Genomic DNA, 26,310 nt, shown 5'->3' on the forward strand with positions numbered 1-26,310 from the left:
GAGACTTTACTTTGTGGGGATACCGAAAATTACGAATACGGGGGGAGATGAATTGGGAAGTACAATCAACGATGAGTATTATATGGCACTTGCGCTCGACATGGCGGAGCGGGCACAGGGACAGACCGGAATTAATCCGGTTGTCGGTTGTGTCGTCGTCAAAGACGGGGCCATGGTTGGACTTGGAACGCATTTGCAGCGGGGAACCGCCCATGCGGAAGTGCATGCCATGAATATGGCGGGTGACCGTGCGGAAGGAAGTACGGTTTATGTAACGCTGGAGCCCTGCAGCCATTACGGAAAAACGCCGCCCTGCAGCGAACGCCTCATTCGCGAGAAGGTGAAACGGGTTGTCGTCGCATGCGAGGATCCCAACCCTCAGGTGGCGGGCAGAGGAATCGAATGGCTCCGCCGCAGCGGGATCGAAGTGGAAGTGGGGCTGCTGGGTGACAGATCCCGACGCTTGAACGAGAAATTTATCAAGTATATTACGACCGGCCAGCCTTATGTGACGGTCAAGACGGCGAGTACGCTGGACGGGCGCATTGCAGCGGAATCCGGGGACAGTAAATGGATCACGAACGAAGCCGCCCGGGAGCAAGTCCATACGCTCCGCCACCGTCACCAGGGCATTATGGTCGGCGTAAATACGGTAATTGCCGACAATCCGCAGTTGACCACCCGGCTGCCGGGTGTCGAGGGGCTGCATCCTGTGCGGATCGTCGTGGACTCCTCGCTGAGGATACCGCTGGAATCAAGGATTGTGCGGGACGGGGCTGCGCCTACCGTCATCTTGACGACAGAGCGTGCCGATCCGGATAAAGCTGAAGCGCTTCGGAAGATCGGCGTAGAAACGATCCGCTGCGGATCGGGTCCACAGGTTGATCTGCTCTTGGCAATGAAGGAGCTTGGCAAGCGGGAGATCGGCTCGATTTTGGTGGAAGGCGGCGGCCGGCTGAACGGTGCCCTGCTGGAGGCCAGGCTGATCGACCGGATCGTGCTCTATTTCGCGCCCAAAATCATCGGGGGCAAAGCGGCTCCCGTCAGCTTTTCGCTCCAGGGTGCCGACAAGATGGCGGACGCCGTCCGACTCGAAGACGTTGAGACCGAGATGCTTGGGGATAATGTCTGCATCAGCGGAAAGCCTGTATGGCCCGCTTGATTTGGGAAAATGAATACTTAGCATTTCATGCGGCTGCGACCAGTCAACGATAAATCGTATGAAATATTTATTACAGGACAGAAAGGAGCGGTTGCGATGTTTACCGGTTTGGTCGAAGAGGTCGGCGTCATGCGGGGCGTCTCCAGCAAAGGGGAAGCGATGATCCTGCATATCGAGGCTTCCCGGATTATGAGCGATCTCAAAATCGGGGACAGCGTCGCGGTCAATGGCGTCTGCCTAACCGCTGTTGAAGTCGGTGCCCGTTCGTTTGCGGTGGATGTCATGCCGCAAACGTACCGCCACTCCACTTTGAAATCGCTGGGGGCTGGAAGCCGGGTGAATTTGGAGCGTGCCATGCAGGCAGGCGCCCGCTTCGGCGGACATATCGTGCAGGGGCATGCCGACGGGACGGGGACAATCCGGGGGATGGACCGGGATCAGAATGCGGTGTTGATCGAAGTGGAGCCGGAAGATACCGGTCTGCTCCGCTACATCATCCCGCAAGGATCCGTTACCCTGGACGGCATCAGCTTGACGGTGGTCAAGACGAGCGCTCAGACGTTTACCGTTTCGATTATCCCGCATACGCTCGCGGAGACAAGTCTGGCGGACAAAAAGCCCGGAAATGCGCTGAATTTGGAATGCGACATTTTGGGGAAATATGTAGATCATTTGCTTCACTACCGAACGGGGGAAGGGAATCAACGTCCGGAACCATCGGGAATCAGCCTCGAGCTGTTATCACAACACGGATTTGCATGAGGCAGGCGAGATTACAGACATGCCTATGCAGGAATAGGAGGGAAACCCATGGAGGAGGATTTTGTGTTTGACCGCATTGAAGATGCGGTTTCCGATTTGACGGCAGGTAAGGTGGTTATCGTCGTGGACGACGAGGACCGCGAGAATGAAGGAGATTTTGTCGCCCTGGCGGATCAGGCCACGCCTGAGGTCATCAACTTCATGATTACGGAAGGACGCGGATTGGTCTGCATGCCGATCACCGAGGAAAGAGCTGCTGAGCTCGGCCTGAAGCCGATGGTGTCGAACAATACGGACCACCACGGCACGGCCTTTACCGTTTCTATTGACCACCGTGAGACGACGACGGGCATCTCCGCCTTCGAGCGGTCCATGACTGCCAAAGCGCTGGCCGATCCCGAAGCGACCGCTGCCGATTTCCGCCGTCCCGGTCATATGTTTCCGCTTATTGCCAAAACCGGCGGTGTGCTCCGGCGGACCGGCCATACCGAAGCGGCAGTGGATCTCGCCCGTCTCAGCGGATCTTACCCAGCCGGGGTGATCTGCGAAATCATCAAGGAGGACGGTACGATGGCGCGGCTGCCGGATCTGGTGCAGATCGCCAAAAAGCACGGCCTGAAGCTGATCAGCATCAAGGATTTGATCCAATACCGCAACAATAAGGAAAAGCTCGTTAACCGGGAGGTTTCGGTGCGGATGCCGACCGACTTCGGCGAGTTCCAGGTGGTCGCCTATACGAACGCAGTGGACAACAAAGAGCATTTGGCGCTCGTAAAAGGGGACATCGCATCCGGAGAGCCGGTGCTCACCCGTGTCCATTCGGAATGCCTGACTGGGGACGTGTTCCACTCCCACCGCTGCGATTGCGGACCGCAGTTTGAAGCCGCACTCCGGCAGATAAACGAAGAAGGCCGCGGCGTGCTGCTGTACATGCGGCAGGAGGGACGCGGCATCGGGCTCCTCAACAAGCTGAGAGCCTATAAGCTCCAAGAGGAGGGCCTTGACACGGTCGATGCCAATCTGAAGCTCGGATTCCCTGCGGATCTTCGCGATTACGGCATCGGAGCTCAGATTTTGAAGGATCTCGGCATCCGCCAAATTCGGCTGCTGACCAACAATCCGCGTAAAATCAAAGGTCTGGAGGGCTACGGGCTGGAAATCGTCGAGCGCGTACCGATCCAAATGGAGTCCAATAAGGATAACGAAAACTATTTGCATACGAAGCAAATGAAACTGGGGCACATGCTGAACTTTGAGCAGCCCGATTCATTGACGACTACTACCGAAAAATAACAGGAGGCTGATAAGCACATGGCACACATTTTTGAAGGAAATCTGGTATCCGAAGGATTAAAATACGGCATCGTTGTCGGGAGATTCAATGAGTTCATTACCAGCAAGCTGCTTGGCGGCGCGCTCGACGGCTTGAAGCGCCACGGTGCGAAGGATGACGAAGTGGATGTGGCGTGGGTTCCGGGTGCTTTCGAAATTTCGCTGATTGCCCAGAAAATGGCGGAAAGCGGCAAGTACGACGCCGTCATCACGCTCGGCACAGTCATCCGGGGATCCACCTCTCACTACGACTACGTTTGCAACGAGGTGGCCAAAGGCGTGGCGGCGATCAACCTTAAAACCGGTGTTCCGACCATTTTCGGCGTTCTAACAACAGAGAACATCGAGCAGGCGGTTGAACGGGCCGGAACGAAGGCCGGTAACAAAGGATACGATGCCGCGGTGGCGGCAATTGAAATGGCCAACTTGACGAAACAGCTAAAATAGTGCTTATTTAATGTAGTACCCTTTTTTCGGGTGCTGCATTTTTTATGCCCGCAAATTGCCAGAGCTATGATAGGGACAAACCACTGCTCGGCGGGCTTAACTTTTATGTGACGGGAGGATAAGCCGTGAACACCGTATTATACAAGCTGGAGACGTTTGAAGGTCCGCTTGATTTGCTGCTGCACTTGATTGACAAAGCGGAAATCGACATCCAGGATATCCCCGTCAGTGAGATTACTGATCAATATATGGAATATTTGCAGAGCATGCAGGAGCTCGAACTGGATATCACAAGTGAATTTCTAGTTATGGCGGCCACGCTGCTGTCGATCAAAAGCAAGCTCCTGCTGCCGAAGCCTCCGGTTTTTGAAATGGACGAGTTTGACTTTTATGAAGAAGAAGAAATCGATCCGCGGGCGGAGCTCGTGCAGAAGCTGATCGAATACCGCAAATATAAAGGGATTGCCAAGCATTTGCAGGAAAAGGAATTTGAGCGGAGCCTGATCTACTCCAAGGAGCCTGAAGACTTGACGCCATGGGTGCCGCGCGTGTCGGATAATCCGGTCAAAGGCCTCCACGCCTCCGACTTGGTTGCGGCTTTTCAGAAGGCGCTGCGCAAGGCGTCGAAGCGGACCAGTTACGCGAAAATCCAGCGGGACGAAATTTCGGTGAAGGACCGGATCCGCGAGGTGGTGCATGCCCTGGAAACTTCCGGGCCAGGGGCCAAGCTGCTGTTCTCCAAGCTGCTGCATGAAGAGATGGTGCGGCACGAAATCGTAGTGACGTTTCTGGCGATTCTGGAACTCATGAAGATGAAACAGATTATGTGTTATCAGGAAAAACTGTTTGACGACATTGTAATGGAATGGAAAGGGGGAGGGCTTTCGGATGGACTTTCCGACGCTGAAATCGATTATTGAGGGCCTACTCTTTTTGGCGGGTGATGAGGGGCTGACGGCCAAGCAGATCGCCGAAATCGTCGAGCATCGTCCTGAGCTGGTGACCGATGCCCTGGAGGAAATGAAGGAGGACTTCGTCAGGGAGAAGAGGGGAATCCAGATCGTCCAGATTGCCGGGAGCTACCAGCTGGCTACGCTGTCCGATCACGCCCCGTATTTCGAGCGTCTTGCCTATTCCCCGTCCCGATCCTCGCTGTCGCAGGCGGCACTCGAGACGCTGGCCATTGTGGCCTACCGTCAGCCGATCACCCGGGTGGAAATCGAAGAGATTCGCGGCGTCAAATCCGAACGGGCGATCCAGACGCTGGTCAACAAAGACTTGATTGAGGAGACGGGCCGGGCGGAGGCGATCGGGCGTCCGATTCTGTACGGCACGACCAAGTCGTTTCTCGATTACTTTGGCCTGCCGAATCTTCAGGCGCTTCCCGAACCGGCTTTATTCGAGAATACGGATAATCTCGAGGAAGAAACCCAGATGCTGTTCGAGAAGCTGGACGGCAGACAATTGACGTTTGACGATGTGCCATAAAATTGCGTAAACAACAACACCCATCCGGATTCCCGGGTGGGTTTTTCGCGTTCAAAAAAAGCCGTGGCCGAATCTTTTCCATGGGTGAATGCCATACTATGCACAGGAAGATTTATGAACAGACTTGGGGGTTTATACGTGTGGATTGTAGTTGCCATCATTGTTCTCCTGATCATTCTGCTGCTTGCCGCCATCATGTCAAGCATTACCATCACATTGTGGTACAGCAAGCACAACAAGGATGACAAGGCCGTGCTGGACGTTAAAATGCTCTATGGATTCGTAAAGATGCATTATGAGATGCCTTCACTGGTATTTGCCAATATGAAAAAGGGATTTTCGCTCCGGCTTGAAAAGAAAAACAATATCCGTAACCGGGAAACCGCCGGAAAAACGTATCTGAACAAAAGACGGGTGGACAGGTGGGCCGATGAAGTGAGGGTTATGCTGAAGTCAACGGCGTCTTTAAAGGGATGGTTTAACCGGACCATGCAGCACGTGCAAATCATGAAGCTGGATTGGTCAACCAATGTGTCGACCGGCGATGCGGCATGGACGGCGATCGCGACGGGAACCTTGTGGGGAATCAAAACGACCCTCGTCGGCTGGCTGTCCTATAAGGTACGCATGCGGAACAAGCCAAAGCTCTTTGTCGTTCCGGTGTTCAATGATGAGCCGCAGTTTGCCACCGAGTTGTCCTGCGTTGCCCGTATATCCTGCGGATATGCCTTGTATGCCGGCGTGGTTCTGATGGTTCGGATCCTCAAAGTACCCGGTGGACCCATTCGTTGGTTGCGGCTTGCCAAACAAGCTATGCGATAGCGGATTAACTTAATTTAACGGTAACGGCAAGGCAGGCGGGACTACATACTTCGCCGGGATATGGGCAAGCTAACATCTGTGGCTCAGAGCTAAACATCAACAACTTAGGAGGAATCATCATGGCAGAGCATCCGATTCAAGGCTTAATGCAGACCGCGATGGAAAACATCAAGGGCATGGTGGATGTCAACACGATCGTGGGAGACCCCGTTGAAACTCCCGACGGCAGTGTCATCCTCCCGATCAGTAAAGTGGGTTTCGGCTTTGCCGCAGGGGGAAGTGATTTCAACGCGGATGATATCAGTAAAAGCGTAAGCGCGGCACCCGGACATGAATCCAAATCCTTGCCGTTTGGCGGGGGCAGCGGCGGCGGCGTATCGATTCGTCCGATCGCATTTCTCGTTGTCAGCAAAGCAGGCGTGAATATCGTTCCGCTCGATAATCAAACGCATTTATTCGAGAAATTAATTGATTCCGCACCGTCCATGGTGGATAAAATCACGTCGATGTTCCAAACGAATACGCAATCGGCTGCTGTCAATCCAGCCCAAACGACGACTTCGGAGATCAATCCTTCATTGTTCTAAGCCTGTGCCAATCCCTTCCGTCAGCCGGGAGGGATTTTTTGTGAAAAAAATGACAATGGAATTTTCCGGTTTGCACGTTTGACATACCCGAGTTAGGCCAAGCATATACTTGTACAAGATTTTGACGAACCGAAAGGATAGATAACATGTGGATCAAGGATAAACGATTTTGGAGCTGGATTGCGGTCATCACGCTGATCGCCAGCAGTTTTGCAGGTACAAGCCGGGCCTCGGCCGCGAAAAATTTGCCCGCTCTCGGCACCCACGCTCAGGCTGCGGCGTTGATCGATGTTACCTCGGGCAGGGTGCTGTACTCCAGCCACGGAGACGATGAACTCCGGATCGCCAGCCTGACGAAAATCATGACCGCCATCGTGGCGATTGAGCACGGCAAGCTGGACAGCGAAGTGAAGGTAAGCAAAAACGCCTTTGGCAAAGAAGGCTCCTCTATTTATCTGAAACTGGGGGAAGAAATGACCCTGGAAAATATGCTGTACGGGCTGATGCTGCGTTCGGGCAACGACGCTGCTACGGCGATTGCCGAACATGTCGGCGGTTCCGTGGAGGGATTTGTATTTTTGATGAATGAGAAAGCTCGAATGCTGGGGCTGACCCATTCGCATTTTATGAATCCGCACGGATTGGATGATGAAGGCCACTATTCTTCGGCTAACGATTTGGCCAAGCTGACGGCTTATGCCTTGCATAACCCGGTATTTAAGGAAATCGTGAAAACGCCAACGAAGAAGGCTCCGAATCCAAATGAGTCGTGGGATTACAAATGGGATAACAAAAATAAAATGCTTCGTCTTTATGAAGGAGCGGACGGGGTCAAAACCGGTTATACCAAAAAAGCGTTCCGCTGTTTGGTTAGTTCGGCGACCCGCAACGGCCAGCAGCTGGTTGCAGTGACATTGAACGACGGGGACGACTGGAACGACCACGGTAAAATGCTCGATTACGGGTTTGAATATTATCCGCTGAAACAGCTTACCGAGAAAGGGGATCCGGTTCAGGGTCAGAACCTGGTGGTCAGCCAAACGTTCCAGTACCCTTTTGCCGATGGAGAGGAAGCTCAGGTGAACAAGAAGCTGGTGCTCTATCCTGAGGCGGAGGAAGGAGCTGCGGATTTGAGATTTGGGCTCAGAGGGAAAATCGAGGTATCGCTTAAAGGGGAGACGATCGGGGAAATCCCGGTTTACAGGAAGGGAAGCGTGCTGCCGGGCCAAACGGCATCCGGAGCGCCTGCCAAAGAGACGATGGCACCCGCGCACAAGGCCACTTGGGGAGAATTGTTCGGCGTGGTCATGAAGCGCTTGCTTCAACCCGGCGCCTGACCATCATGTAATAACCTGGGGAGAGGGGATACAAAATGATCAATGCGATTTGGCTGGGGCTTATTCTGATTGGATTTGGGTTTGCCGCAGCCCAAGGGAAGATTGAACTGGTCACTTCAGCGGCATTCGACGGAGCAAAAACAGGGGTCACGGTATGCTTCGGGTTAATCAGCGTGCTCGTTTTCTGGCTCGGTATGATGCGCCTGGCGGAAGATTCGGGCCTGCTGAAAAAAATAGCCCGGCTGCTCAGCCCGATCGTAACCTTCTTGTTTCCGGATGTGCCGAAAAACCACCCTGCCATGGGCTATATATTATCCAATATGAGCGCGAACCTGCTCGGTCTCGGCAATGCGGCCACGCCTATGGGCATCAAGGCAATGCAGGAGCTGCAGAGGCTGAATCCCGATAAAACGGCCGCCAGCCCGGCGATGTGCACGCTGCTGGCGCTCAATACGGCCAGCATCACCTTGATTCCGACAACGCTGATCGCGATCCGGATGAACTATCAGTCCGCCAATCCGACGGACATCGTCGGTACCACACTGATGGCGACCGCCGTGGCCACGTTGGCCGCCGTGGTGATGGACCGCTGGTACCGGCGCAAATTTATGCGCAGCAGGCCGGGGAAACCGCCGGTGCACTCGGGTCCCGTTTCTTCTTCCCAATCCGAGCTGAAAGGGTGAGCAGAGCGTATGGTGGCGTTAATCAATCTGATATCGGCCTGGGCGATCCCCGTACTGATCGCGTTTATTCCCCTATACGCTTTTACAAAGAAGGTACCGGTGTACGAGTCCTTCGTTGACGGTGCCAAAGAGGGATTTCAGACAGCCATTCAAATCATTCCTAACCTGGTCGGTATGATGGTAGGAATCAGCATATTCCGGGCCTCGGGGGCCCTTGATTTTTTTGTGGGCTGGACAGGTCCCTTCCTTCAGCATTTGGGCGTCCCGAGCGAAATATTGCCGCTCGGTTTGCTCCGGCCGCTGACAGGAACCGGCTCTCTCGCATTCGCTACCGATCTGATCTCGGTGTACGGCCCGGATTCCATGATCGGACGGATGGCTTCAACGATTCAAGGAAGCACGGATACGACGCTGTACGTGCTCACCGTTTATTTGGGCGCGGTCGGAATCCGCAATGGGCGGTATGCGCTTAAGGTCGGTCTTTTTTCGGATGCTGTAGGCTTTGCGGCCGCTATTGCCGTATGCTTGCTGTTCTTCGGATAACCGGCCTGCCAAATGGAACGGTTTCATGGACACCTCATATACTGTAACAAGCTCAGGCTAGTTTAAATGAGGTGATCCGCGTGACATTCGAAGGCTTCATCATCCATCATTCCGCATGCCCGTCCATCAACGGGAAGGGTTATGATTTTTGGATCGGGGAGGATGCCTCGGTCATTTCTTCCCCTTACGTAACCGATCCGTCCCACATCCATATTTGCCTCCAGGGTGATTTTAACCGTGAATACACCCTGTTTCGCGCTGCCGAAAAACAGCAGCTGTTCGTCGCCAGCAAGCTGATCATGGAGCTGGCACGACGCTACAACATTTCCCCCCTTTATTTGTATCCCCACTCCGACACTTGCCCGGGAGCGGATTTTCCATGGAACGAACTTGTGATTTATCCGGTTGATGGTTATCATTAGGTTTGAGGTGACCTATTGAACATGGAGAGATTACAGAAAGTATTAGCGCAGGCCGGTATCGCTTCGCGCCGCAAGTGCGAAGAATTGATTCTGGCCGGCAAAGTGGAAGTTAACGGGGAAACCGTAACCACGCTAGGGACCAAGGCGGACCCGAATGAAGATATCATCAAGGTGAACGGCAAACCGATCAAGCACGAACAGAAGATCTACGTCGTTTTCAACAAGCCGAAAGGGGTTATTACCAGCGCGTCCGACCCGGAGGGACGAAAAATCGTAACCGATTATTTGAAAGGCATCAAGGAGCGGGTTTATCCGGTCGGCCGTCTGGATTATGATACGGAAGGTTTGCTGCTGCTGACTAATGACGGCGATTTTGCCAATCTTCTAACCCATCCGAGGCATCACGTGCCCAAAACGTACCTGGCAACGGTGGAAGGCATCCCGCACGGAAGCGAACTGGACAAGCTCAAAGCCGGGATTCAGCTGGAGGATGGTATGACGGCCCCTGCGGAGGTCGAATATAAAGATATCAATACGGACAAGAACGAAGCCGTGATCAGCATCACGATCCACGAAGGCCGCAACCGTCAGGTCAGAAGGATGTTTGATGCGATCAAGCACCCGGTGATCCGGCTGAAGCGTGTGGCGTTCGGCGACCTGCTGCTGCAAAATTTGAAACGCGGTTTGTACCGCCATCTGACAAAGGAAGAAGTACAAAGTTTATTAAATATGGCTAAATCGGGAAATTTAAACAAAAGATAGAACGGAAGGACACATAATTTTCAAATACTCCCGGAGCACCTGTGACAATATTTCGCTATAATTGTTCATAGGTTGTTCAAACTCTGCGCTTAAAATATGTGATTTGTCATGGAAAGGGAGCTTTTGGCATGGGTAAATCTAGAAAAAAGGTGCAAATCATTATCCTGCTGTTAATTGTCATTTTGGGCGGATACGCCATTACGACACAGGTGTCGGGCTCTAATGGCAAACCGACGGAAGGCAGCAAGGCCCCGAACTTTGACCTGCTTGGACTGGACGGCAAGGTTCATACGCTGGATGAATATAAAGGCAAAGCGCTCGTTGTCAATTTCTGGGGTACTTGGTGCGAACCCTGCGTGAAGGAAATGCCCGCCTTGCAGGCCCAATATGATAAGTGGAAGGATAAGGATGTCGTCATTGTGGGGATCAACGCCGGCGAAGACAAAATGGCCGTGGAAAACTTTGTGAAGCAGGTCCAGGTCAGCTTCCCGGTTATGCTGGATCCCGAGAAGAACTCCATTCAATCCTACGGAATATCCCCGCTGCCTACGACGTTTTTTGTCTCGCCAAACGGGAAAATCAATAAAATTCATCTGGGACAGCTGGATTTGCAAACTCTCGATAAGCAAATTGAAGAGTTGGTGAATTCCTGATGATGAAGGAAGTTATTGCATTCAAGAACACCAAGTGCGAATGCGGACACCAAAACCCCGTAGGAACGGTGCTCTGCGAGGCTTGCGGCAGACCTTTGGAACAAGAAGACCGCGAGTCCAACGAAGTTCTGGAGATGCGCTATGACGGGATGGCACGACGCTCTCAGCGTGCCAACCCGAATTTCATAGACCGGATCTGGAACTTCTTTTCGTCTGTAAAGATCGCGGTATACATGATCATCCTGACCTTGCTCGGATCGATGCTGGGGACGATTTTCCCCCAGGAAAACACGTTTTTGAACATCGATCCCTCGACGTACTACAAGGCAACCTACGGCACTCCCGGATGGATCTATTACAAGCTGGGTTTGTCGCATACGTACGAATCCTGGTGGTTTGTCCTTCTGCTCGTCATGATCGGCGCGTCGCTGGTCATCTGTAGTCTGGACCGGGTGCTGCCATTGTACAAAGCGCTTACCAAGCAAAGGATTTTGAAGCATAAGCAGTTCCTGACCCGTCAGCGCGTCGTGTATGAGGGACCGGTTGAGCTGGAGTCCAAGGAATGGGTGGAAAAAGCTTCCGCCCGCATCAAGAAAAAGGGCTACCGTGTACATACCTTGGATAACGCTTTACTCGCGGAGAAGTACCGCTTCAGCCGCTGGGGTCCATACGTCATCCATATCGGACTGATCATCTTCCTGCTGGCCGTGCTGGCCCGCGGATTGCCCGGCCTGCACATGGACCAGCATGTGGCTTTTCCAGAGGGTGAAATCAAGCATATTCCGAATACGTCGTATTATTTGAAAAACGAAAAATTTACGGTTGAATACTACTCGGAACAAGATCTGCCAAAGGAATTTCAGGGCAAAAACAAGGTGCTTCCGAAGCTGTTTAAAACGCAGGCGACCCTTTATGAATGCACGGCTAACTGCAATGATCCGTCCAAGGAGCCTACGCTGAAGGTGGTTGACAAGCACAACATAGAGGTTAACGATCCGATGGACTACAAAGGCCTGAAGGCCTATCAGTTTGACTTCGATTTGACCCCGATCCTCCGTTCGGTCAAACCGTCCCTGGTGGACATGAAGACCGGCAAGGATTACGGGATGTTCCAGCTGAGCATTAAGGATCCTGAACGGAACTACAAAGTGGGGCCGTATTCGCTTGAGCTGAAGGAGAAGTACAACGATTTCGGGCTGGATGAAAACGGTCAGCCCGTCACCAAAACTCCGAATCCAAACGCGCCGGCTTTTCTTTTCCTGATTAAGGGGCCGAATTTGCCAACCGAAGGCGTGCACTATTTCTACTTCCCGAAACAAATCGACAAGGAGCGCTTCCAGCAGGATGCCATTAACGCCAAAATGAACGGCGGGAGCGTTCCGCTCGAACTGGACGTCAAGGGAATGGAAAATGTAGACTTTGCGATGTCGACTACCTATTTGAACATCCGGGTTGACAGAGCGATGCCTTTCGTATGGGTCGGTGCCGGCATCGTCATGCTGGGACTTGTGCTCGGCTTCTATTGGCAGCACCGCCGGATCTGGCTGCGGATTGACGATGGGAACCTAACGCTCGGTGCGCATACCAACAAGAACTGGTTCGGCATCCGTCGGGAGATTTCGGCGATACTTCGTAAAATGAATCTGGAAGTGGACGAGAAGTCCTTGGATAACGGAGGGAATCACTCATGAGTGGATTGTTAAATTTCAGCAGCAACATGTTCGTCGTCGCATTTTTCCTGTACTGTGCGGCGTTCATCCTGTTTGCGGTCGCCATTATGGGCCGCCGGTGGAGTAACCGGGATCCGGAGTCGCACCGCAAGAAGTGGGGGAATATCGCATTCGGGGCATCCTCCCTGGGCCTGGTGCTGGAGCTCACGTACTTCTTTACCCGCTGGGCGGGCGGCGGACATATTCCCGTCAGCAACATGTACGAATTCATGTCGTTCCTCTCGATGATGGTCATGGTGGCGTTTACGGTGGTATACCTTATTTACCGCAAAACGATTCTCGGCTTGTTCGCCGTGCCGATCACGATCATTATCATGGCATATGCCGCGGTATTTCCGCAGGAGGTGCAGCCGCTAATTCCGTCGCTGCAGTCCTATTGGCTGAAAATCCACGTTACGATGGCGGCTGCCGGGGAATCGTTCTTCGCGATCGCTTTTGCGGCAGGGTTTATGTACCTGCTGCGCACGGTGAACTTCAGCAGCAAGGAAAAAACGGACAGACGCCAGCAGCGCTGGGTTGAAATCGTATTTTTCTCGATCATTCTGGTGATCTCGTTTATCATTACGGTCTTTGCATTCCGTGCTGCCGGTTATGAATCCGTGTTCACGCAGACGAAGGCATCCGGAACGGCTGGGCAAACGACGACCGTCACCGAGACCGTCGAATACAAGCTTCCGCCGATCGTGGCGCCGTATCACAGCAAGGTCGAAAGTTACCAGCCGTTCCTCGGCATGACCAAGCCGCTGTTCAGCGCTCCGTCCTGGATGAACGGCATCAACGCGGGACGCAAGTTCAATACGATTATTTGGACGGTGATTTCCGGCATTATTCTGTATGCGATCCTCCGTTTGATCGCACGCAAGCCGCTTGGACGCGCGGCCTCTCCGTTCCTGGATGGAATCGATGCCGACGATTTGGATGAGATCAGCTACCGGGCGATCGCCATCGGGTTCCCGATCTTTACGCTCGGCGCCTTGATTTTCGCGATGATTTGGGCCCAGGTCGCTTGGGGCCGCTTCTGGGGATGGGACCCGAAGGAAGTATGGGCGCTCATCTGCTGGCTGTTCTACAGCGCCTACCTGCATCTCAGACTGTCCCGCGGCTGGCAGGGACGGCAGTCATCGTGGCTGTCGGTTCTCGGCTTCCTCGTGGTTATGTTTACCCTGGTAGGTGTGAACCTCGTCATTGCCGGACTTCACTCCTATGCAGGTACAAGCTGATTCGCATTTGACAATTTAGTATTCAATAATCCGTTTCACATTGCACGCTTGGATGTTGAAACGGATTTTTGTTAAGATAATAGAATAAATGCTTGCGATCTGGCTTCTTAGAATGTACGTGAAGGAAGTCTTTCTTGTTATGGACTTTTAAAAGCATTGAGTAATGATCAAGTTCTTCATAGAAATATTAAGGGGTTGAGGTCTTAATGTCAGAACATACAAACCGGATCCTGGTCGTCGACGACGAGGAACGGATCCGCCGCCTGCTGAAAATGTATTTGGAGAAAGAAGGGTATGAAGTCGAGGAGGCCGAGGACGGCGAAACCGCGCTCCGTAAAGCGTCCAATCAGGACTATGGTCTCATCATGCTGGATTTAATGCTGCCTGGCATGGACGGCATCGAGGTGTGCAACCGGCTGCGCCAGCTCAAATCGACGCCGGTGCTGATGCTGACCGCCAAGGGCGAGGAAATCAACCGGGTTCAAGGCTTCGAGGTCGGTGCGGACGATTATGTCGTGAAGCCTTTCAGCCCGCGAGAAGTCATCTACCGGGTGAAAGCCATTTTGCGGCGTTCCTCGGCAACGGCGTATCTGTCGAAGGAAACGAATTCGAGCAACAACATCGTTTTCCCGCATCTCGTCATCGAGCACGACGCTCACCGGGTGACGGCGAACGGACAAGAGGTCAGCTTAACGCCTAAGGAATATGAACTGCTGCATTACTTGGCTGTCTCGCCGGACAAGGTCTTTTCCCGGGAAGAATTGCTGAAGGATGTATGGAACTATGAATTTTTCGGCGACCTGCGAACCGTTGACACGCATGTGAAGCGCCTGCGGGAGAAGCTGAACAAGGTATCACCGGAGTCGGCGGCGATGATCACCACCGTCTGGGGCGTCGGATACAAGCTCGAGGTACCGAAATAACATGAATTTCTGGACCTCTCTTGTCGGCAAGCTTTGGGCGACCATCATTTGCCTGGTGGCATGTATCCTGATTATTCTCGGATTATTTCTCCTTCCATACATCGATATGAATTATTCGAACTCCGGAGATATCAAGCGTCTGTTTACGTACACTGCTATCATCGGGTTTTCGATGACGACCTTCTTCGCATTGTTTCTGCTGACGAAGATCACGCAGCCGATGCAGCAGATGATTCAGGCTACGGAAGCGATCCGTAAAGGGGAGTACAGCACGCGGCTGTCGATCAATACGAGCGACGAGATTGGAAAGCTGGCGAACACGTTCAATCATATGGCGGCCGAGCTGGAAGACAACATCCGCAATCTGAACCAGGAGAAGGAGCATCTGGCGAGCGTCCTGCGAAGCATGAGCGATGGCGTCATTACCTTTGATACTTCGGGCAAGGTGATCTTGACCAACCCTCCGGGGCAAAAGCTGATCACCCTGTGGAAGGATATCCACTGGAATTTGGACCAGGAGGACGCCGAGGGGGAAGAGGAACAGCAGGTGCCGGAGCCTTTACTGGACCTGTTCGATAATATGCTGGAAGGCAGCGGCGATACGAGCACGAATCTTCACGTCAAGCAGGGCGTCTGGTCGGTTCATATGGCGCCTCTGTATTCGGATAACGACATACGTGGGGCGGTTGCGGTGCTCCGCAACGTAACCGAGGAAGTACAGCTGGAAAAAATGCGCCAGGACTTCGTTGCCAACGTGTCGCATGAGATCCGTACGCCGTTGTCTATGATGCAGGGGTACAGCGAAGCGCTGCTGGATGGCATGGCAGCGTCGCCGGAGGAGAGCCAGGAGCTTATTCAGGTCATTCATGACGAATCCCTCCGTATGGGGCGACTCGTCAAGGATCTGCTTGACATGGCGCGGATGGAAGCAGGGCATGTCGACATGGCCCAAAAACGGCTGGACCTGAACGAACTGCTGGAACGTGTATACCGCAAGTTTGCGGTCCGGGCCAAGGAGCGGAATATCGAACTCCTCTATGACCGTCAGACGGAGGAAATGGTTCTTGAGGAGGCTGACGAAGACCGTCTTGAGCAGGTCATGACCAATCTGCTTGACAATGCATTCCGGCATACGCCTGAAGAGAAGAAAATCAGTATCATTGCTGATCGTATCGTGTCGGACAAAAGGCCGATGATCAGAATCGTGGTCAAAGACGAAGGGGTGGGTATTCCACCGGAGGATCTGCCTTTCGTGTTTGAACGATTTTACAAGGCGGACAAGGCGCGGGTGCGCGGGGAATCGGTCGGTACGGGACTGGGGCTCGCCATCGTTAAAAACATCGTAGAATCGCACCAGGGCAGCATTCAGGTGGACAGCCGCTTAGGCGAAGGAACGGCCTTTACGATCCTGCTGCCTGTCGAAAGCCGTAAATAATGGAAAAAGAACAGGAAACACCTCTGACGGGGTGTTTTTTTGTTGAAGAAAAAAGATTAATCTTGTTCAACGTGGAACATCAGCCGGCTTCATGCCTCAACAAAAAAACAGCGTAAGCGGGTTCGCTTGAACCAGGCTTACGCTGTTTTTATTTAAATGGATCGATTAGGAAAGGACGATCTCGACGGCGCTGTTGAGTTCAGGAATAGTCGTCAGCTCAGTCAGCACTTCTTTCTGCACGCCCTTGTCAACGGTCAGGATCATGATGGCTTCGCCGCCGATAATTTTCCGGCCGACCTGCATCGATGCGATGTTGACGTCGTTCTTGCCGAGCAGCGTCCCCACTTGGCCGATAATGCCCGGTTTGTCGTTATGCGAAATCAGGATTTGATGACCCTCCGGTGCGATATCGACAGGGAATTTGTTCAGCTGCACGATCCGCTCGCCATAGCCGTTAAGCAGGGTGCCTGCTACCAGACGCTCTTCGTTTTCGGATGTTTTGAGGGTAACGGTAAGCAGGTTCGTGAAGCCTTTGGACTTAGGAGCCGTGGATACGACCACGTTGACTTCCCGGTTTTTCGCGAGATGCATGCAGTTGACGATATTAACTTCACTGCCAAGGTGGTGGGCAAGCACTCCCTTCACGATGTAGCGGGTCAGCGGAAGGGTGTCGATGTCGGACAAGTCTCCCGCATAGTCCACATGAATTTCGTGGATGGCCTGGTTTTTCGTAATTTGGGCGGCAAAGCTGCCAAGTTTCTCGCCAAGCGAGAAGTAAGGCTGCAAGCGGCTCATGATGCTCGGCGCCACTGGCGGCATGTTGACGGCGTTCTTGAACGGCTCGTCGCGCAGAATGTGCAGTACTTCTTCGGACACGTCGATCGCCACGTTCTCCTGAGCTTCGATGGTGGAAGCGCCAAGGTGAGGCGTCACGATGATTTTTGGATGGTTCAGGAACGGGTGGTCCTGCTGCGGCGGCTCCGATTCAAACACGTCGAAAGCAGCGCCGGCAACGATGCCCTCATTGATCGCCTCAACCAAGGCCATCTCGTCAATCACTCCGCCGCGGGCGCAGTTGATGATGCGCATACCCTTCTTCATCACCTCAAATTGCGGGCGGGAGATCATATGGCGGGTTTCCGGCGTAAGCGGTGTGTGTACCGTCATAAAATCGGCATTCCGGATAATATCGTCAACCGTCGCCAGCTTGACCTCAAGCTTCTCGGCGCGCTCTTGGGTCAGGAACGGATCGAATGCCAGAATGTTCATACCGAAAGCTTTGGCCCGTTTTGCAACTTCGCTGCCGATCCGCCCCATGCCGAGAACGCCAAGCGTTTTGTTGCGAAGCTCGACGCCAAGGAACGATTTGCGGTCCCAAGTTCCGTTGATCGTTTTGGCATAGGCTTGAGGAATGTGGCGAGCCAGTGCCATCATCATTGCAAAGGTATGCTCGCAGGTTGTTATCGTATTGCCGTCAGGGGCATTAATAACGATGATGCCGCGTTGGGTTGCCGCTTCGAGGTCGATATTGTCCACGCCGACGCCGGCGCGGCCGACGACTTTCAGACGGGTGCCTGCGGCCATGATTTTTTCAGTAACGCGCGTTTGGCTGCGTACGAGAAGGGCGTCATAATCCCCAATGATCGCCACAAGCTCGTCTTCGGAGAGTCCGGTATTTTTTTCTACCGTTACATCAGGTGCATCGACTAACTGCTGGATTCCCAGATCACTGATCGGATCCGATACTAACACTTTAAACATTGGTTTCCATCCTCCTTAAATATCTAAAACGCTTATATATAAGAACGTGTCCGGAAGGAACACATCCGTGAAGCCGAAAATAGAGAAGCTGACCCATCGTGATGGTATTAAAGCAGATGCCTAAGTCTATTCCTAAAGCAACGCGGTGCTGTAACAAAGAATAGAAGTGCAGCAGGCCGAAATTCGATCCCCTACCGACGTGGGGACGCAAAAAAACTCCCGATCCGCATACTACTTGCGTAGTAAGGGACGAGAGTTGTCGTGGTGCCACCCTAATTCACCGCCGTCTTCGCGAACGGCAGCCTCAAGGTCTTCTAATAGGAGACCTGATTGGTAACGGAATCATCCGACTGCACCTACTTGGTAGTTCAATGCAGTTGCTCTGGAACGCTAAAGATGACTTCACTGTCGCCGGTTTGCACCAACCACCGGCTCTCTGGGGACGTTGAAGCCTCTTCTTTCCTTCATCGTGTTTCGCTCAATTAATTTTTCCATAATGTATCACGGGCTGATCAAGCATGTCAATAGGTAAAAGTGCTTCCCTTGAATGTTCTGCTCTTAATCTGCTATGATTCTAATGCTGGGAGGACTTTTTTAAGATTATAGAATGTATAAATTTTAGCAGAGCTGAACCGTTCTGTAATCGCAAGGTAAGCTTCCGCTAAATGCGGTCTGGCTTCCTTGAAAGTAGGATAAACGTTTTACTTACTGGTTGTTGAATCGTATATTTCGGGGGTCCCGCAAAATACAAACAGTCGCTCGGGACAAATTCTTCGCGTTGTGGGATGGTTGCATTCTTGCTAGTATCAGAAACTTAATAGACAGGCAGGCCTCATCATGAAAAAAAGGAAATGGAAATTACCCAAAATTCAGCAGGCTAAGCCTGAACAACTGAATGACCGTCTACTTCTTATCAATCTGTATATCACCCAAGGTCTCACCTTACTGATCGGTCTCGTATGGATTCTGCTTCAAAGAAGAAATCCGCTTGCCTTGTTTCAGCTTCATCATCCCGGACAGGTGGTGGCTTGGGGACTGGGGTTGGCCGTTGCGATGTTTGCCGTCGATTTCCTCGTTTCCCGGATTACGCCGGAAGAAGTTATGGACGACGGGGGAATCAACAACATGCTGTTCCAGCGCCGTCCCGTATGGCATATCATAGTTATCTCCGCCGTTGTGGCGGTATGCGAAGAGCTGCTGTTCCGGGGAGCCGTGCAGCATGCGTTCGGTCCGTATTGGACCAGTATATTATTTGCGGTTATTCACGTCCGGTATTTGAAGCACTGGATTCCAACCGGCTGGGTTTTTTTGAGCAGTTACGGCCTCGGATATATTTACATACATTCCGGAACACTGCTTGCCCCGGTCTTATGCCATTTTATGATTGATTGTGTATCCGGGCTAGTGATTCGATTTCGGAGGGAATCATGAACAGCGAATTAAGCAGAGTGGAAACGTACAGAAAAAATCGGAAAAAGCCTCCGGTAAAAAAGGAGGCTTCTACGGGAGGGAGCAAACGGACTTCACCCAAGTCCAAGCCGGCACAGACGTCTTCATCCCGGGCGGCCGGAACGCTCAGACGTGGAAAAGCAGCGGGAGATACGGGGAAACGAGCGCCAGCTGCCGCCAGAGCTGCAGATGCTTCGGGTTCGGCGGGAGCGCAGCAGACACGGCGAAGTAACCGTGCGGCCGGGAAAAGGGAGGCGGTTAACGAGCCCGCCGTTCCGGCAAGGGCTGACACTTACGGATCCAGGCGAATCAAGATCAGCAAATATTTTACGAACACTTTGATCTTTTTATTTATCTGTTTAACGGCATTTCTGGTCTATTGGGGAATCAAGGGCGCTCCTCCGCTGGAGGAACTATGGTAGCCCCTTGGGTCGCTTGGGCGGGGGCGGGCGTTGCCGCTGCGGCCGCAGCGCTTTTCGCCCGGATGTCGTATGAGGCGAGGCTGCAGCTGGTTCAGCAGGCCGATGTGCGGCTGGAGAGGCTGCCTCAGCCCTTTGACGGCTGCAAGCTCCTCTTTATATCGGATCTGCACAGCAGAAGACTGACGGGGAAGACGGTGCGGCAGCTGGCCGGAACGGTCGATTGGGTGATCCTCGGCGGGGATATTATGGAACGGAACGTACCGCTGAGCCAGGTGGAGCACAACTTAAAGCTGCTTGCCGAAATCGCCCCTGTGTATGCCGTATACGGCAACCATGATTATAAGGCCGATCCGGACGGATTAGAGGCGCTGATGGCCGCGTGCGGGGTCACTTTGCTGCGGGACGAGAATGTACCATTGATGCAAAACGGCAGGCGAATTTGGTTAACCGGCGTTGATTATCCCAGATATAAACGAAACGACTATCCTCCGGTTCCACAGCTGCCCACGGTAGAAGGGGGCGCTGAGTGCCGCATTCTAGTCGTTCATGACCCGGCCTGGATCCAAAAGCAAACGGCGATCCCGGCCGACCTTGTGCTTGCCGGCCATACACATGGCGGACAAATTACGCTGCCTTGGCTGGGACCAGTCCGGTTGAATAAATTTTACCGCCAGTATGCTTCGGGGTGGTTTGATTGGGAGCAGCCGGAAGCAGCGTTCCGCCGGCCCCGCATGCTGATCAGCCGCGGTTTCGGCACAAGGCGCGTTCCGCTCCGCCTGTGCTGCCCCGCGGAAATGCATGTCCTTACGCTAAGGTCGGAACCCAGCGGAAATACATGGATGAACAAGTAAAAGCAGCCGATATACCGGCTGCTTTTTTGCGCATTTTTGAGCACCATCATTTGATTTGGGTATCGATGCTTTCGGGATCCACGAAGCTATAACCCTTGCTTTCCAATTTGGTGAGGAGCGTATCCAGCGCTTCGACGGTCCAAGGAAGCTCGTGCATTAAAATGTTGCTGCCGCTGTGCAGCTGGTCCAGCACGTTCGCGACAACCTTGTCCGCGTTGCCGCTGCCTTTGGAGCTCATCGTCCAATCCAGGGAACCGTTGGACCAGGTCATGTAGAGAAGACCGTTCTCCTTGGCAATCTTTTTGCCGATGTCACCGCCCGCACCGTTCGGGGGACGAAAAAATACCGGCGCTTTGCCTATGGTTGCCTTGACGATTTGCTGCGTATCCTCGATTTGCTTGCGTACTTCCGCTTCCGGCTTATTTTTGAGGATGATGTGATCCCAGCTGTGGTTGCCAATGGTCTGTCCGCGGTCGGCGATTAATTTCAGCAGCTCCGGATGCTGCTTGACACGGTATCCGTTAACGAAAAATATCGCTTTGGCGTGATGCTTGTCCAGCGTATCGATTAAGCCGTTGATCATCTCGGCTTTTTTAGGACCGTCGTCGAAGGTGAGCAGCACGACCTTTTGATGAATTCCTTCGGCATTCGGAACAATATTGTAAGCACTATTCATGTGATACTGGACTTTTACGGCATTCGTACCGGGTTGCTGATCTTCGGAATCCGGCTTGGACGCGTTGTCTTGAACCGTTTGGGCTTGGTTCGTTTGGTCTTGTTTCGTTTCCGGAGAATTTACCGATCCGGATCCGCCTTTTTGAGCGCCTGACGTTTCGTTCGTTGTGGTGCCGCTCGCATTTTCTTTATGTACTTCGCTTGTCTGAGCTGGAGGGACCGTCTGCTGGTCTTTTTGTCCCTCATGTCCGCAGGCGCTAAGGATGAGCAGTGAGCCGAGAGCCAGCGCCGCCGTGATTTTAACCATGATTTCATCTCGCTTTCCTGAATTTATGCCGCATGAGTCGGTCCATATTCGTTCAAAATATAATCGACTTCATCCCATAAGGAGGTTGTACCTAAATGAACACTTCTGCATTTATTGGCGGTATATTGATTGGTGCTGCTGCAACGACGCTGTTGTCCAGAACCCGGGGACGCAGCATGATATCGTCCGTCATGGGCGGTAATGCCAAGGAAAAAATGATGGACATGGCGAACATCGGAATGGGCTCTTCCCATCGCCACGACGCTCATGTGTCCCACAACGATTCGCATTCCAAGGCATCCAGCGTCACGCAAATTAAAGATTTTATCCGCACCAATCCGGATGTCAAGCGGGAAGTGGACATGATTCTAAAAGAGACAAATTCGATGATACCTGGATTGTAAACGCGTCAAACCCATTAGAATCATTTAACGGGCGGTTATCCGCTCCAAATGATTCTTTTTTTGTCCATTTTACAGCGTGCATTTATGGTTATATAATGATAACATACTTACATAGAACTATTTTCAGCACATATTATGGGAGACATCATAATTTGTTATAACAATGCTTGCAAGAGGAGGATCCTGTCATGAAAATAGAACGCTTAAGCTCAGATAAGATACGGATTTTCCTTACGTTTGACGACCTGAGCGAACGGGGCATCCAGAAGGAAGATATGTGGCAAGAAATCCCGAAGGTTCACGAGCTGTTTACCGAAATGATGGATCAGGCCTATAACGAACTGGGCTTTGATGCTACGGGACCGCTCGCTGTGGAAGTGTTTGCACTTCCTGCTCAAGGTATGGTCGTCATCGTGACCCGGGGGAAATACGATCATCATCAGTACAGCCAACTGGGTGAAGATGAACTCCCTGAAGAAGTTTACGAAATGGAAGTCACGCTTGAACAAAGCGATTCCATCGTGTATGCTTTTAACGACTTCGAAGTGCTGATCGAAGCTGCACATGTACTTCACCGACATATTACCGAAGCCGGGCGGCTTTATCATTATAGAGATAAATGGGTGCTCTACATGGACCCAGAAGAAATTGACGCTAATCAGCTTCCTTCGCTGATCGCAGTTCTTGCTGAGTTTGGAGAAGCTGCATCCTATACGGAAGCAGTTCTTGAGGAATACGGCAAGGTCGTCATCGCCGAGAATGCGGTCGACGTCATTTGCACACATTTCAAGCGCCAGGATTAACACCGTTATCCTGTTTGAGACATCCCATGAGGAATCCATCTTCATGGGATGAACTTTGCCTTGATGCAGTAATAACATTCGGCAGGACGGCGAAGGCCGCTGTCAGGAAGTGGAGGGATTAAGAACGGTGCTTTTGTTTTCGGTTATCGCGTCGGCATTGGCGCCGGGTCTTGCCCTATTGACCTATTTTTATTTAAAGGACAGATACGATCAGGAACCGCTGCTCATGGTGATCAAGGTATTTCTGCTCGGATTTATGATCGTGATTCCGGTCATGATCATCCAGCGGGGCCTTACGACGGGTCTCGGCGCCAATCCGTATCTGGATTCGTTTGTCATCTCGGCGTTTGTAGAGGAATTTTTGAAATGGTTCGTGCTGTTTCACATGATATATAACCATACGGAGTTCGACGAACCGTACGACGGAATCGTGTACGCTGTGGCGATTTCCCTAGGTTTTGCGACAGTGGAGAACGTCATGTACGCTTGGTACAGCCATGCGTCTATCGGGGCGATGTTCCTGCGGGCGCTGCTGCCGGTATCGGGGCATGCCATGTTCGGGGTTATGATGGGGTATTACCTCGGCAGAGCGAGGTTTTCAACCGGAGCCAAAGCCAAACGTTTTCTGATCTATTCAATGGTCATCCCGTGGTTCTGGCACGGGGTTTACGATTTTATTCTAAGCACGATGACGCATTATTGGATCTGGTTTATCGTCCCGCTGATGGCCTTTTTATGGTACGGGGGCATGGGCAAGGTTTATCGGGCCAACAACCGCTCTCCGTTCCGTTTCGTGAAGCGGGAGGAAGAGGTTAATACGTAATTTAATTGGACACACTTTATCCTAAGAAGTTACAATCCGCATTCGGATCTAATCTTTTTAGGATGGAGGTGTCCTTTTTTGCGTGTCAAAGTAAAAATCGTCTGCAGGCAATGCGGAGAACGCTACGTACTGCGCGGTAAAAAAGAGCGCGGGAAAATCGAAACCGGCTTCAAGCAGTGCTTATGCAACAACCAAAGCCAGTTCGATATCGAAGAAGATCCGTTTTGAACCGAACCTGGGAAACGATGCATAAGACTCCTTTCTTCAAGTCAAACTAACACCAGCTTTAAGTTGAAGAAAGGAGACTTCACATGTACAAGCGATTAAGCGCTGTTTTATTTCCCATAGTCACCCTGTTTATGATCGGAGCGTTTGTGTGGGGGTATCAAGAGAACCAGGAGAAGAACGCCGTGCTGATCAAGGCGGAGAACCAGTATCAGCGGGCTTTTCATGACCTGTCCTATCATATGGACCGCCTGCACGGCGAGTTGGGCAATACGCTGGCTGTAAGCTCGGCTTCCAATGCGATGCACCGGAAAGGCCTGGTCAACGTATGGCGTCTGACGAGCGAAGCGCAGAATGAAATTAACCAGCTGCCGCTCACCATGCTCCCGTTTAACAAGACCGAAGAGTTCCTGTCCAAAATATCGAAGTTTTCCTACCAGACCTCCATGCGCAATCTGGAGAAAGAGCCGCTGTCAAACGAGGAAATTAAAAACCTGAAGGCGCTCTACGCCAGCTCCGGACAAATTACCAAGGATCTGCAGGACGTGCAGTCCAAGGTAATCAGCAACCGGCTCCGCTGGATGGACGTGGAGAGCGCGATGGCCACGGAAGACAAGAAGCTGGACAATACCATTATCGACGGCTTCAAAACAGTGGATAAAAAAGTCGGCGAATACCCGGAATTGGACTGGGGGCCGGCGGTATCCAGCATCTATAACAAACGATCGGTGAAAAAGCTGTCAGCACAGCCGGTATCACCCGAAGATATTAAGCGGAAAGCGGCTGATTTTGCCAATGCAGGAGGCGGATCCAACGTTCAAGTTACCGAAAACGGTAAAGGAACCGAATGGGAGTCTTACACCGCCACGGTCAGCTCCAACAACCGGCCGGCTCCGCTGTCGCTGAACTTCACCCGGCAAGGCGGCCATCTGATTTCATTTTCCGATAACCGGAAAGTCGGACCGAAGTCGGTTACGATGGAAGAGGCACGCAAGAAGGCCGACCAGTTTTTGCAAAGCAAAGGCTACAAGGATATGAAGGCCGTTACCGCAGACCAGTATGACAATATGGGCAACTTCACGTATGTGCGCAAACAGGACGGCGTGCTGGTATACCCGGAAAAAATGACGGTACGGGTCGGGCTCGATAACGGTGAAGTGACCGGGTTCCAGGCCAGTGACCTGGTTTATGAGCAATCCGAGCAATCCGCGCGCAAAATTCCAAAGCCGAAGCTGACCTTGAGCCAGGCACGGAAGAAGCTGAATCCCGAATTCAAGGAAAAATACAACCGGCTGGCGCTGATCAAGGACGAATCGTCCCAGGAAGCTCTCTGCTACGAATTTGGAGGAAACATTAACGGCTCCAGATACCGGATTTACCTGGATGCCAATGACGGCTCTGAAAGATCCGTTGAGGAGCTCAAGGATTCCGACAAAAAAGCTGTTAAATAGGCGTAAAGTTGCAAGTAAAAAGTCACAAGTAAAGCCTCTCGCATGAGCCGAGGGGCTTTTTTGTTTCGCAAAAACACTGATTACCTATGAACAAAGACATGGTATAATCAGGATAGAATGCTATTTTACAGGCTGGCGGTGAGTTTGTTGTTTCCTAAAATCAGCGATCAACTATTTATCTCCGTGGATTCCGGAGATCCAAAAGAAGCAGGGGTGGAGTACAAGTCCCGAATCACGGATTTGGAGGATGAATCCATTCTAATGGAGGTGCCCATCCAGGAAAAGACCGGTCAGCTAAAAAAGCTGCACATGGGTGACGAGCTTTCGGTTTATTTTTTGACCGAGGGGGGCGTTAAAAATTTTTTCAATACTTATGTGCTCGGTTTCAAGGATGACGTCGTCCGCATGGTACGGATCCGCAGGCCTGAGCCCGAGGCGATCGGAAAAATCCAGCGCCGAAGCTTTTTGCGCGTCAATGCCGGGCTGGAGGTGGCGGTCCAAACCGAGCACAATATCCGTTTCGTCACGCGAACCGAAGATGTCGGCGGGGGCGGCATTTCCTTTTACTGCGACTCGGACAAGGTGATCCGGGAAGGTGATATGCTGAACTGTTGGGTGCTGGTGCCGTATAAGAACGGAAACCTGGAGCATGTCCCGTTTAAAGGTGGCGTCGTCCGCATCCAGCAGCTCGATAACGGGCGGAGAATCGTGATGCTGAAGTTCGAAGCGATTACGGATATGGAGCGGCAAAAGCTGATCCGCTACTGCTTCGAACGCCAGTTTGATTTCCGGAACCGCTGACGGATGGGCAGGGAATATTTTGTTAAGCCA

29 protein-coding genes and 1 other annotated feature are annotated in these 26,310 nt (G+C 52.3%); of the genes, 27 read left to right on the forward strand and 2 right to left on the reverse strand.

The genetic code is table 11. The features are described from left to right. Positions 1-52: 52 nt before the first annotated feature. The 18 genes from ribD (at position 53) to CJP46_RS13965 (ending at position 16,308) form a co-directional block, all read left to right on the forward strand. Entirely contained in the window at positions 53-1,162 is a 1,110-nt protein-coding gene (gene ribD / locus CJP46_RS13880) for a bifunctional diaminohydroxyphosphoribosylaminopyrimidine deaminase/5-amino-6-(5-phosphoribosylamino)uracil reductase RibD (RefSeq protein WP_256992341.1), read from the forward strand. Between the two features lie 96 nt (positions 1,163-1,258). Continuing rightward, positions 1,259-1,924, forward strand: coding sequence for a riboflavin synthase (locus CJP46_RS13885; protein ID WP_094596218.1), 666 nt, complete (start codon positions 1,259-1,261; stop codon positions 1,922-1,924). 48 nt (positions 1,925-1,972) lie between these two features. Continuing rightward, positions 1,973-3,217 (forward strand): bifunctional 3,4-dihydroxy-2-butanone-4-phosphate synthase/GTP cyclohydrolase II, encoded by a 1,245-nt coding sequence (locus tag CJP46_RS13890; protein WP_094596219.1) that lies wholly within the window; start codon positions 1,973-1,975, stop codon positions 3,215-3,217. Between the two features lie 18 nt (positions 3,218-3,235). Further along, the gene (gene ribH / locus CJP46_RS13895) at positions 3,236-3,703 is read left to right on the forward strand and encodes a 6,7-dimethyl-8-ribityllumazine synthase (protein ID WP_094596220.1); all 468 of its coding nucleotides are present in this window, start codon (positions 3,236-3,238) and stop codon (positions 3,701-3,703) included. A gap of 125 nt (positions 3,704-3,828) precedes the next feature. After that, complete coding sequence (locus CJP46_RS13900) at positions 3,829-4,623, forward strand: segregation and condensation protein A (protein ID WP_094596221.1); 795 nt, start codon at positions 3,829-3,831, stop codon at positions 4,621-4,623. Continuing rightward, positions 4,592-5,191 carry an SMC-Scp complex subunit ScpB gene (scpB, locus tag CJP46_RS13905; protein ID WP_094596222.1) on the forward strand — a complete coding sequence of 200 codons (600 nt, stop codon included), beginning with the start codon at positions 4,592-4,594 and terminating at the stop codon, positions 5,189-5,191. Before CJP46_RS13900 ends, scpB begins: the two co-directional genes overlap by 32 nt. Before the next feature lie 138 nt (positions 5,192-5,329). Next, the gene (locus tag CJP46_RS13910; RefSeq protein WP_179281167.1) at positions 5,330-6,013 is read left to right on the forward strand and encodes a DUF2953 domain-containing protein; all 684 of its coding nucleotides are present in this window, start codon (positions 5,330-5,332) and stop codon (positions 6,011-6,013) included. A 119-nt stretch (positions 6,014-6,132) separates the two neighbouring features. Continuing rightward, positions 6,133-6,600: a GerW family sporulation protein gene (gene ytfJ / locus CJP46_RS13915; RefSeq protein WP_094596224.1), complete on the forward strand. Its 468-nt coding sequence runs from the start codon at positions 6,133-6,135 to the stop codon at positions 6,598-6,600. A 146-nt stretch (positions 6,601-6,746) separates the two neighbouring features. Continuing rightward, the gene (locus CJP46_RS13920; protein ID WP_094596225.1) at positions 6,747-7,937 is read left to right on the forward strand and encodes a D-alanyl-D-alanine carboxypeptidase family protein; all 1,191 of its coding nucleotides are present in this window, start codon (positions 6,747-6,749) and stop codon (positions 7,935-7,937) included. A 35-nt stretch (positions 7,938-7,972) separates the two neighbouring features. Continuing rightward, positions 7,973-8,620, forward strand: a complete 648-nt coding sequence (locus CJP46_RS13925) for a nucleoside recognition domain-containing protein (protein WP_094596226.1) — start codon at positions 7,973-7,975, stop codon at positions 8,618-8,620. Positions 8,621-8,629: 9 nt separating this feature from the next. Further along, positions 8,630-9,163: a spore maturation protein gene (locus CJP46_RS13930; protein WP_094596227.1), complete on the forward strand. Its 534-nt coding sequence runs from the start codon at positions 8,630-8,632 to the stop codon at positions 9,161-9,163. Positions 9,164-9,243: 80 nt separating this feature from the next. After that, positions 9,244-9,585 (forward strand): peptidoglycan recognition protein family protein, encoded by a 342-nt coding sequence (locus CJP46_RS13935; protein ID WP_094596228.1) that lies wholly within the window; start codon positions 9,244-9,246, stop codon positions 9,583-9,585. Positions 9,586-9,606: 21 nt separating this feature from the next. Continuing rightward, a complete protein-coding gene (locus tag CJP46_RS13940; protein WP_094596229.1) occupies positions 9,607-10,347 on the forward strand; it encodes a pseudouridine synthase in 741 nt (246 codons plus the stop codon). Between the two features lie 128 nt (positions 10,348-10,475). After that, complete coding sequence (resA, locus tag CJP46_RS13945) at positions 10,476-11,000, forward strand: thiol-disulfide oxidoreductase ResA (protein ID WP_094596230.1); 525 nt, start codon at positions 10,476-10,478, stop codon at positions 10,998-11,000. Continuing rightward, positions 11,000-12,691 (forward strand): cytochrome c biogenesis protein ResB, encoded by a 1,692-nt coding sequence (gene resB / locus CJP46_RS13950; RefSeq protein WP_256992342.1) that lies wholly within the window; start codon positions 11,000-11,002, stop codon positions 12,689-12,691. The genes resA and resB overlap by 1 nt, the downstream gene beginning before the upstream one ends. Continuing rightward, positions 12,688-13,950: a cytochrome c biogenesis protein CcsA gene (gene ccsA / locus CJP46_RS13955; protein WP_094596231.1), complete on the forward strand. Its 1,263-nt coding sequence runs from the start codon at positions 12,688-12,690 to the stop codon at positions 13,948-13,950. The genes resB and ccsA overlap by 4 nt, the downstream gene beginning before the upstream one ends. 206 nt (positions 13,951-14,156) lie before the next feature. Beyond that, on the forward strand, positions 14,157-14,873 hold the full coding sequence (locus CJP46_RS13960) for a response regulator transcription factor (protein WP_076170066.1): 717 nt from the start codon (positions 14,157-14,159) through the stop codon (positions 14,871-14,873). Between the two features lies 1 nt (position 14,874). Continuing rightward, positions 14,875-16,308, forward strand: coding sequence for an ATP-binding protein (locus CJP46_RS13965; RefSeq protein WP_094596232.1), 1,434 nt, complete (start codon positions 14,875-14,877; stop codon positions 16,306-16,308). Positions 16,309-16,473: 165 nt separating this feature from the next. Here CJP46_RS13965 and serA read toward each other — a convergent pair whose 3' ends face one another. Then, complete coding sequence (serA, locus tag CJP46_RS13970) at positions 16,474-18,069, reverse strand: phosphoglycerate dehydrogenase (protein WP_094596233.1); 1,596 nt, start codon at positions 18,067-18,069, stop codon at positions 16,474-16,476. 242 nt (positions 18,070-18,311) lie between these two features. Continuing rightward, positions 18,312-18,546: a binding site (T-box leader), on the reverse strand. Between the two features lie 360 nt (positions 18,547-18,906). Between serA and CJP46_RS13975 the strand changes: the two genes are divergently transcribed. From CJP46_RS13975 to CJP46_RS13985, 3 genes are read left to right on the forward strand one after another with little or no spacing between them, the layout of a single operon-like run. Then, the gene (locus CJP46_RS13975) at positions 18,907-19,500 is read left to right on the forward strand and encodes a type II CAAX endopeptidase family protein (protein ID WP_094596234.1); all 594 of its coding nucleotides are present in this window, start codon (positions 18,907-18,909) and stop codon (positions 19,498-19,500) included. Then, positions 19,497-19,940 (forward strand): hypothetical protein, encoded by a 444-nt coding sequence (locus CJP46_RS13980; protein WP_094596235.1) that lies wholly within the window; start codon positions 19,497-19,499, stop codon positions 19,938-19,940. The genes CJP46_RS13975 and CJP46_RS13980 overlap by 4 nt, the downstream gene beginning before the upstream one ends. Further along, on the forward strand, positions 19,934-20,791 hold the full coding sequence (locus tag CJP46_RS13985) for a metallophosphoesterase (RefSeq protein WP_094596236.1): 858 nt from the start codon (positions 19,934-19,936) through the stop codon (positions 20,789-20,791). Before CJP46_RS13980 ends, CJP46_RS13985 begins: the two co-directional genes overlap by 7 nt. Before the next feature lie 46 nt (positions 20,792-20,837). Here CJP46_RS13985 and CJP46_RS13990 read toward each other — a convergent pair whose 3' ends face one another. Beyond that, a complete protein-coding gene (locus CJP46_RS13990; RefSeq protein ID WP_094596237.1) occupies positions 20,838-21,773 on the reverse strand; it encodes a polysaccharide deacetylase family protein in 936 nt (311 codons plus the stop codon). Between the two features lie 95 nt (positions 21,774-21,868). On the opposite strand from CJP46_RS13990, the gene CJP46_RS13995 reads away from it, so the two are divergent. The 6 genes from CJP46_RS13995 to CJP46_RS14015 all read left to right on the forward strand — a co-directional run bounded on the left by CJP46_RS13995 (position 21,869) and on the right by CJP46_RS14015 (position 26,280). Then, positions 21,869-22,177, forward strand: a complete 309-nt coding sequence (locus CJP46_RS13995) for a hypothetical protein (protein WP_094596238.1) — start codon at positions 21,869-21,871, stop codon at positions 22,175-22,177. A gap of 188 nt (positions 22,178-22,365) precedes the next feature. Next, positions 22,366-22,980: a genetic competence negative regulator gene (locus CJP46_RS14000; RefSeq protein ID WP_094596239.1), complete on the forward strand. Its 615-nt coding sequence runs from the start codon at positions 22,366-22,368 to the stop codon at positions 22,978-22,980. A gap of 127 nt (positions 22,981-23,107) precedes the next feature. Next, positions 23,108-23,803, forward strand: a complete 696-nt coding sequence (gene prsW / locus CJP46_RS14005) for a glutamic-type intramembrane protease PrsW (protein WP_094596240.1) — start codon at positions 23,108-23,110, stop codon at positions 23,801-23,803. Positions 23,804-23,881: 78 nt separating this feature from the next. Further along, positions 23,882-24,031 (forward strand): hypothetical protein, encoded by a 150-nt coding sequence (locus CJP46_RS36530; protein ID WP_163879344.1) that lies wholly within the window; start codon positions 23,882-23,884, stop codon positions 24,029-24,031. An 83-nt stretch (positions 24,032-24,114) separates the two neighbouring features. Beyond that, entirely contained in the window at positions 24,115-25,479 is a 1,365-nt protein-coding gene (ypeB, locus tag CJP46_RS14010) for a germination protein YpeB (protein WP_094596241.1), read from the forward strand. A gap of 147 nt (positions 25,480-25,626) precedes the next feature. Beyond that, positions 25,627-26,280 (forward strand): flagellar brake protein, encoded by a 654-nt coding sequence (locus tag CJP46_RS14015; protein ID WP_179281168.1) that lies wholly within the window; start codon positions 25,627-25,629, stop codon positions 26,278-26,280. Positions 26,281-26,310: the final 30 nt, after the last annotated feature.

The sequence above is a fragment of the Paenibacillus sp. XY044 genome, from assembly GCF_002257645.1.
GTDB lineage: Bacteria > Bacillota > Bacilli > Paenibacillales > Paenibacillaceae > Paenibacillus_AQ.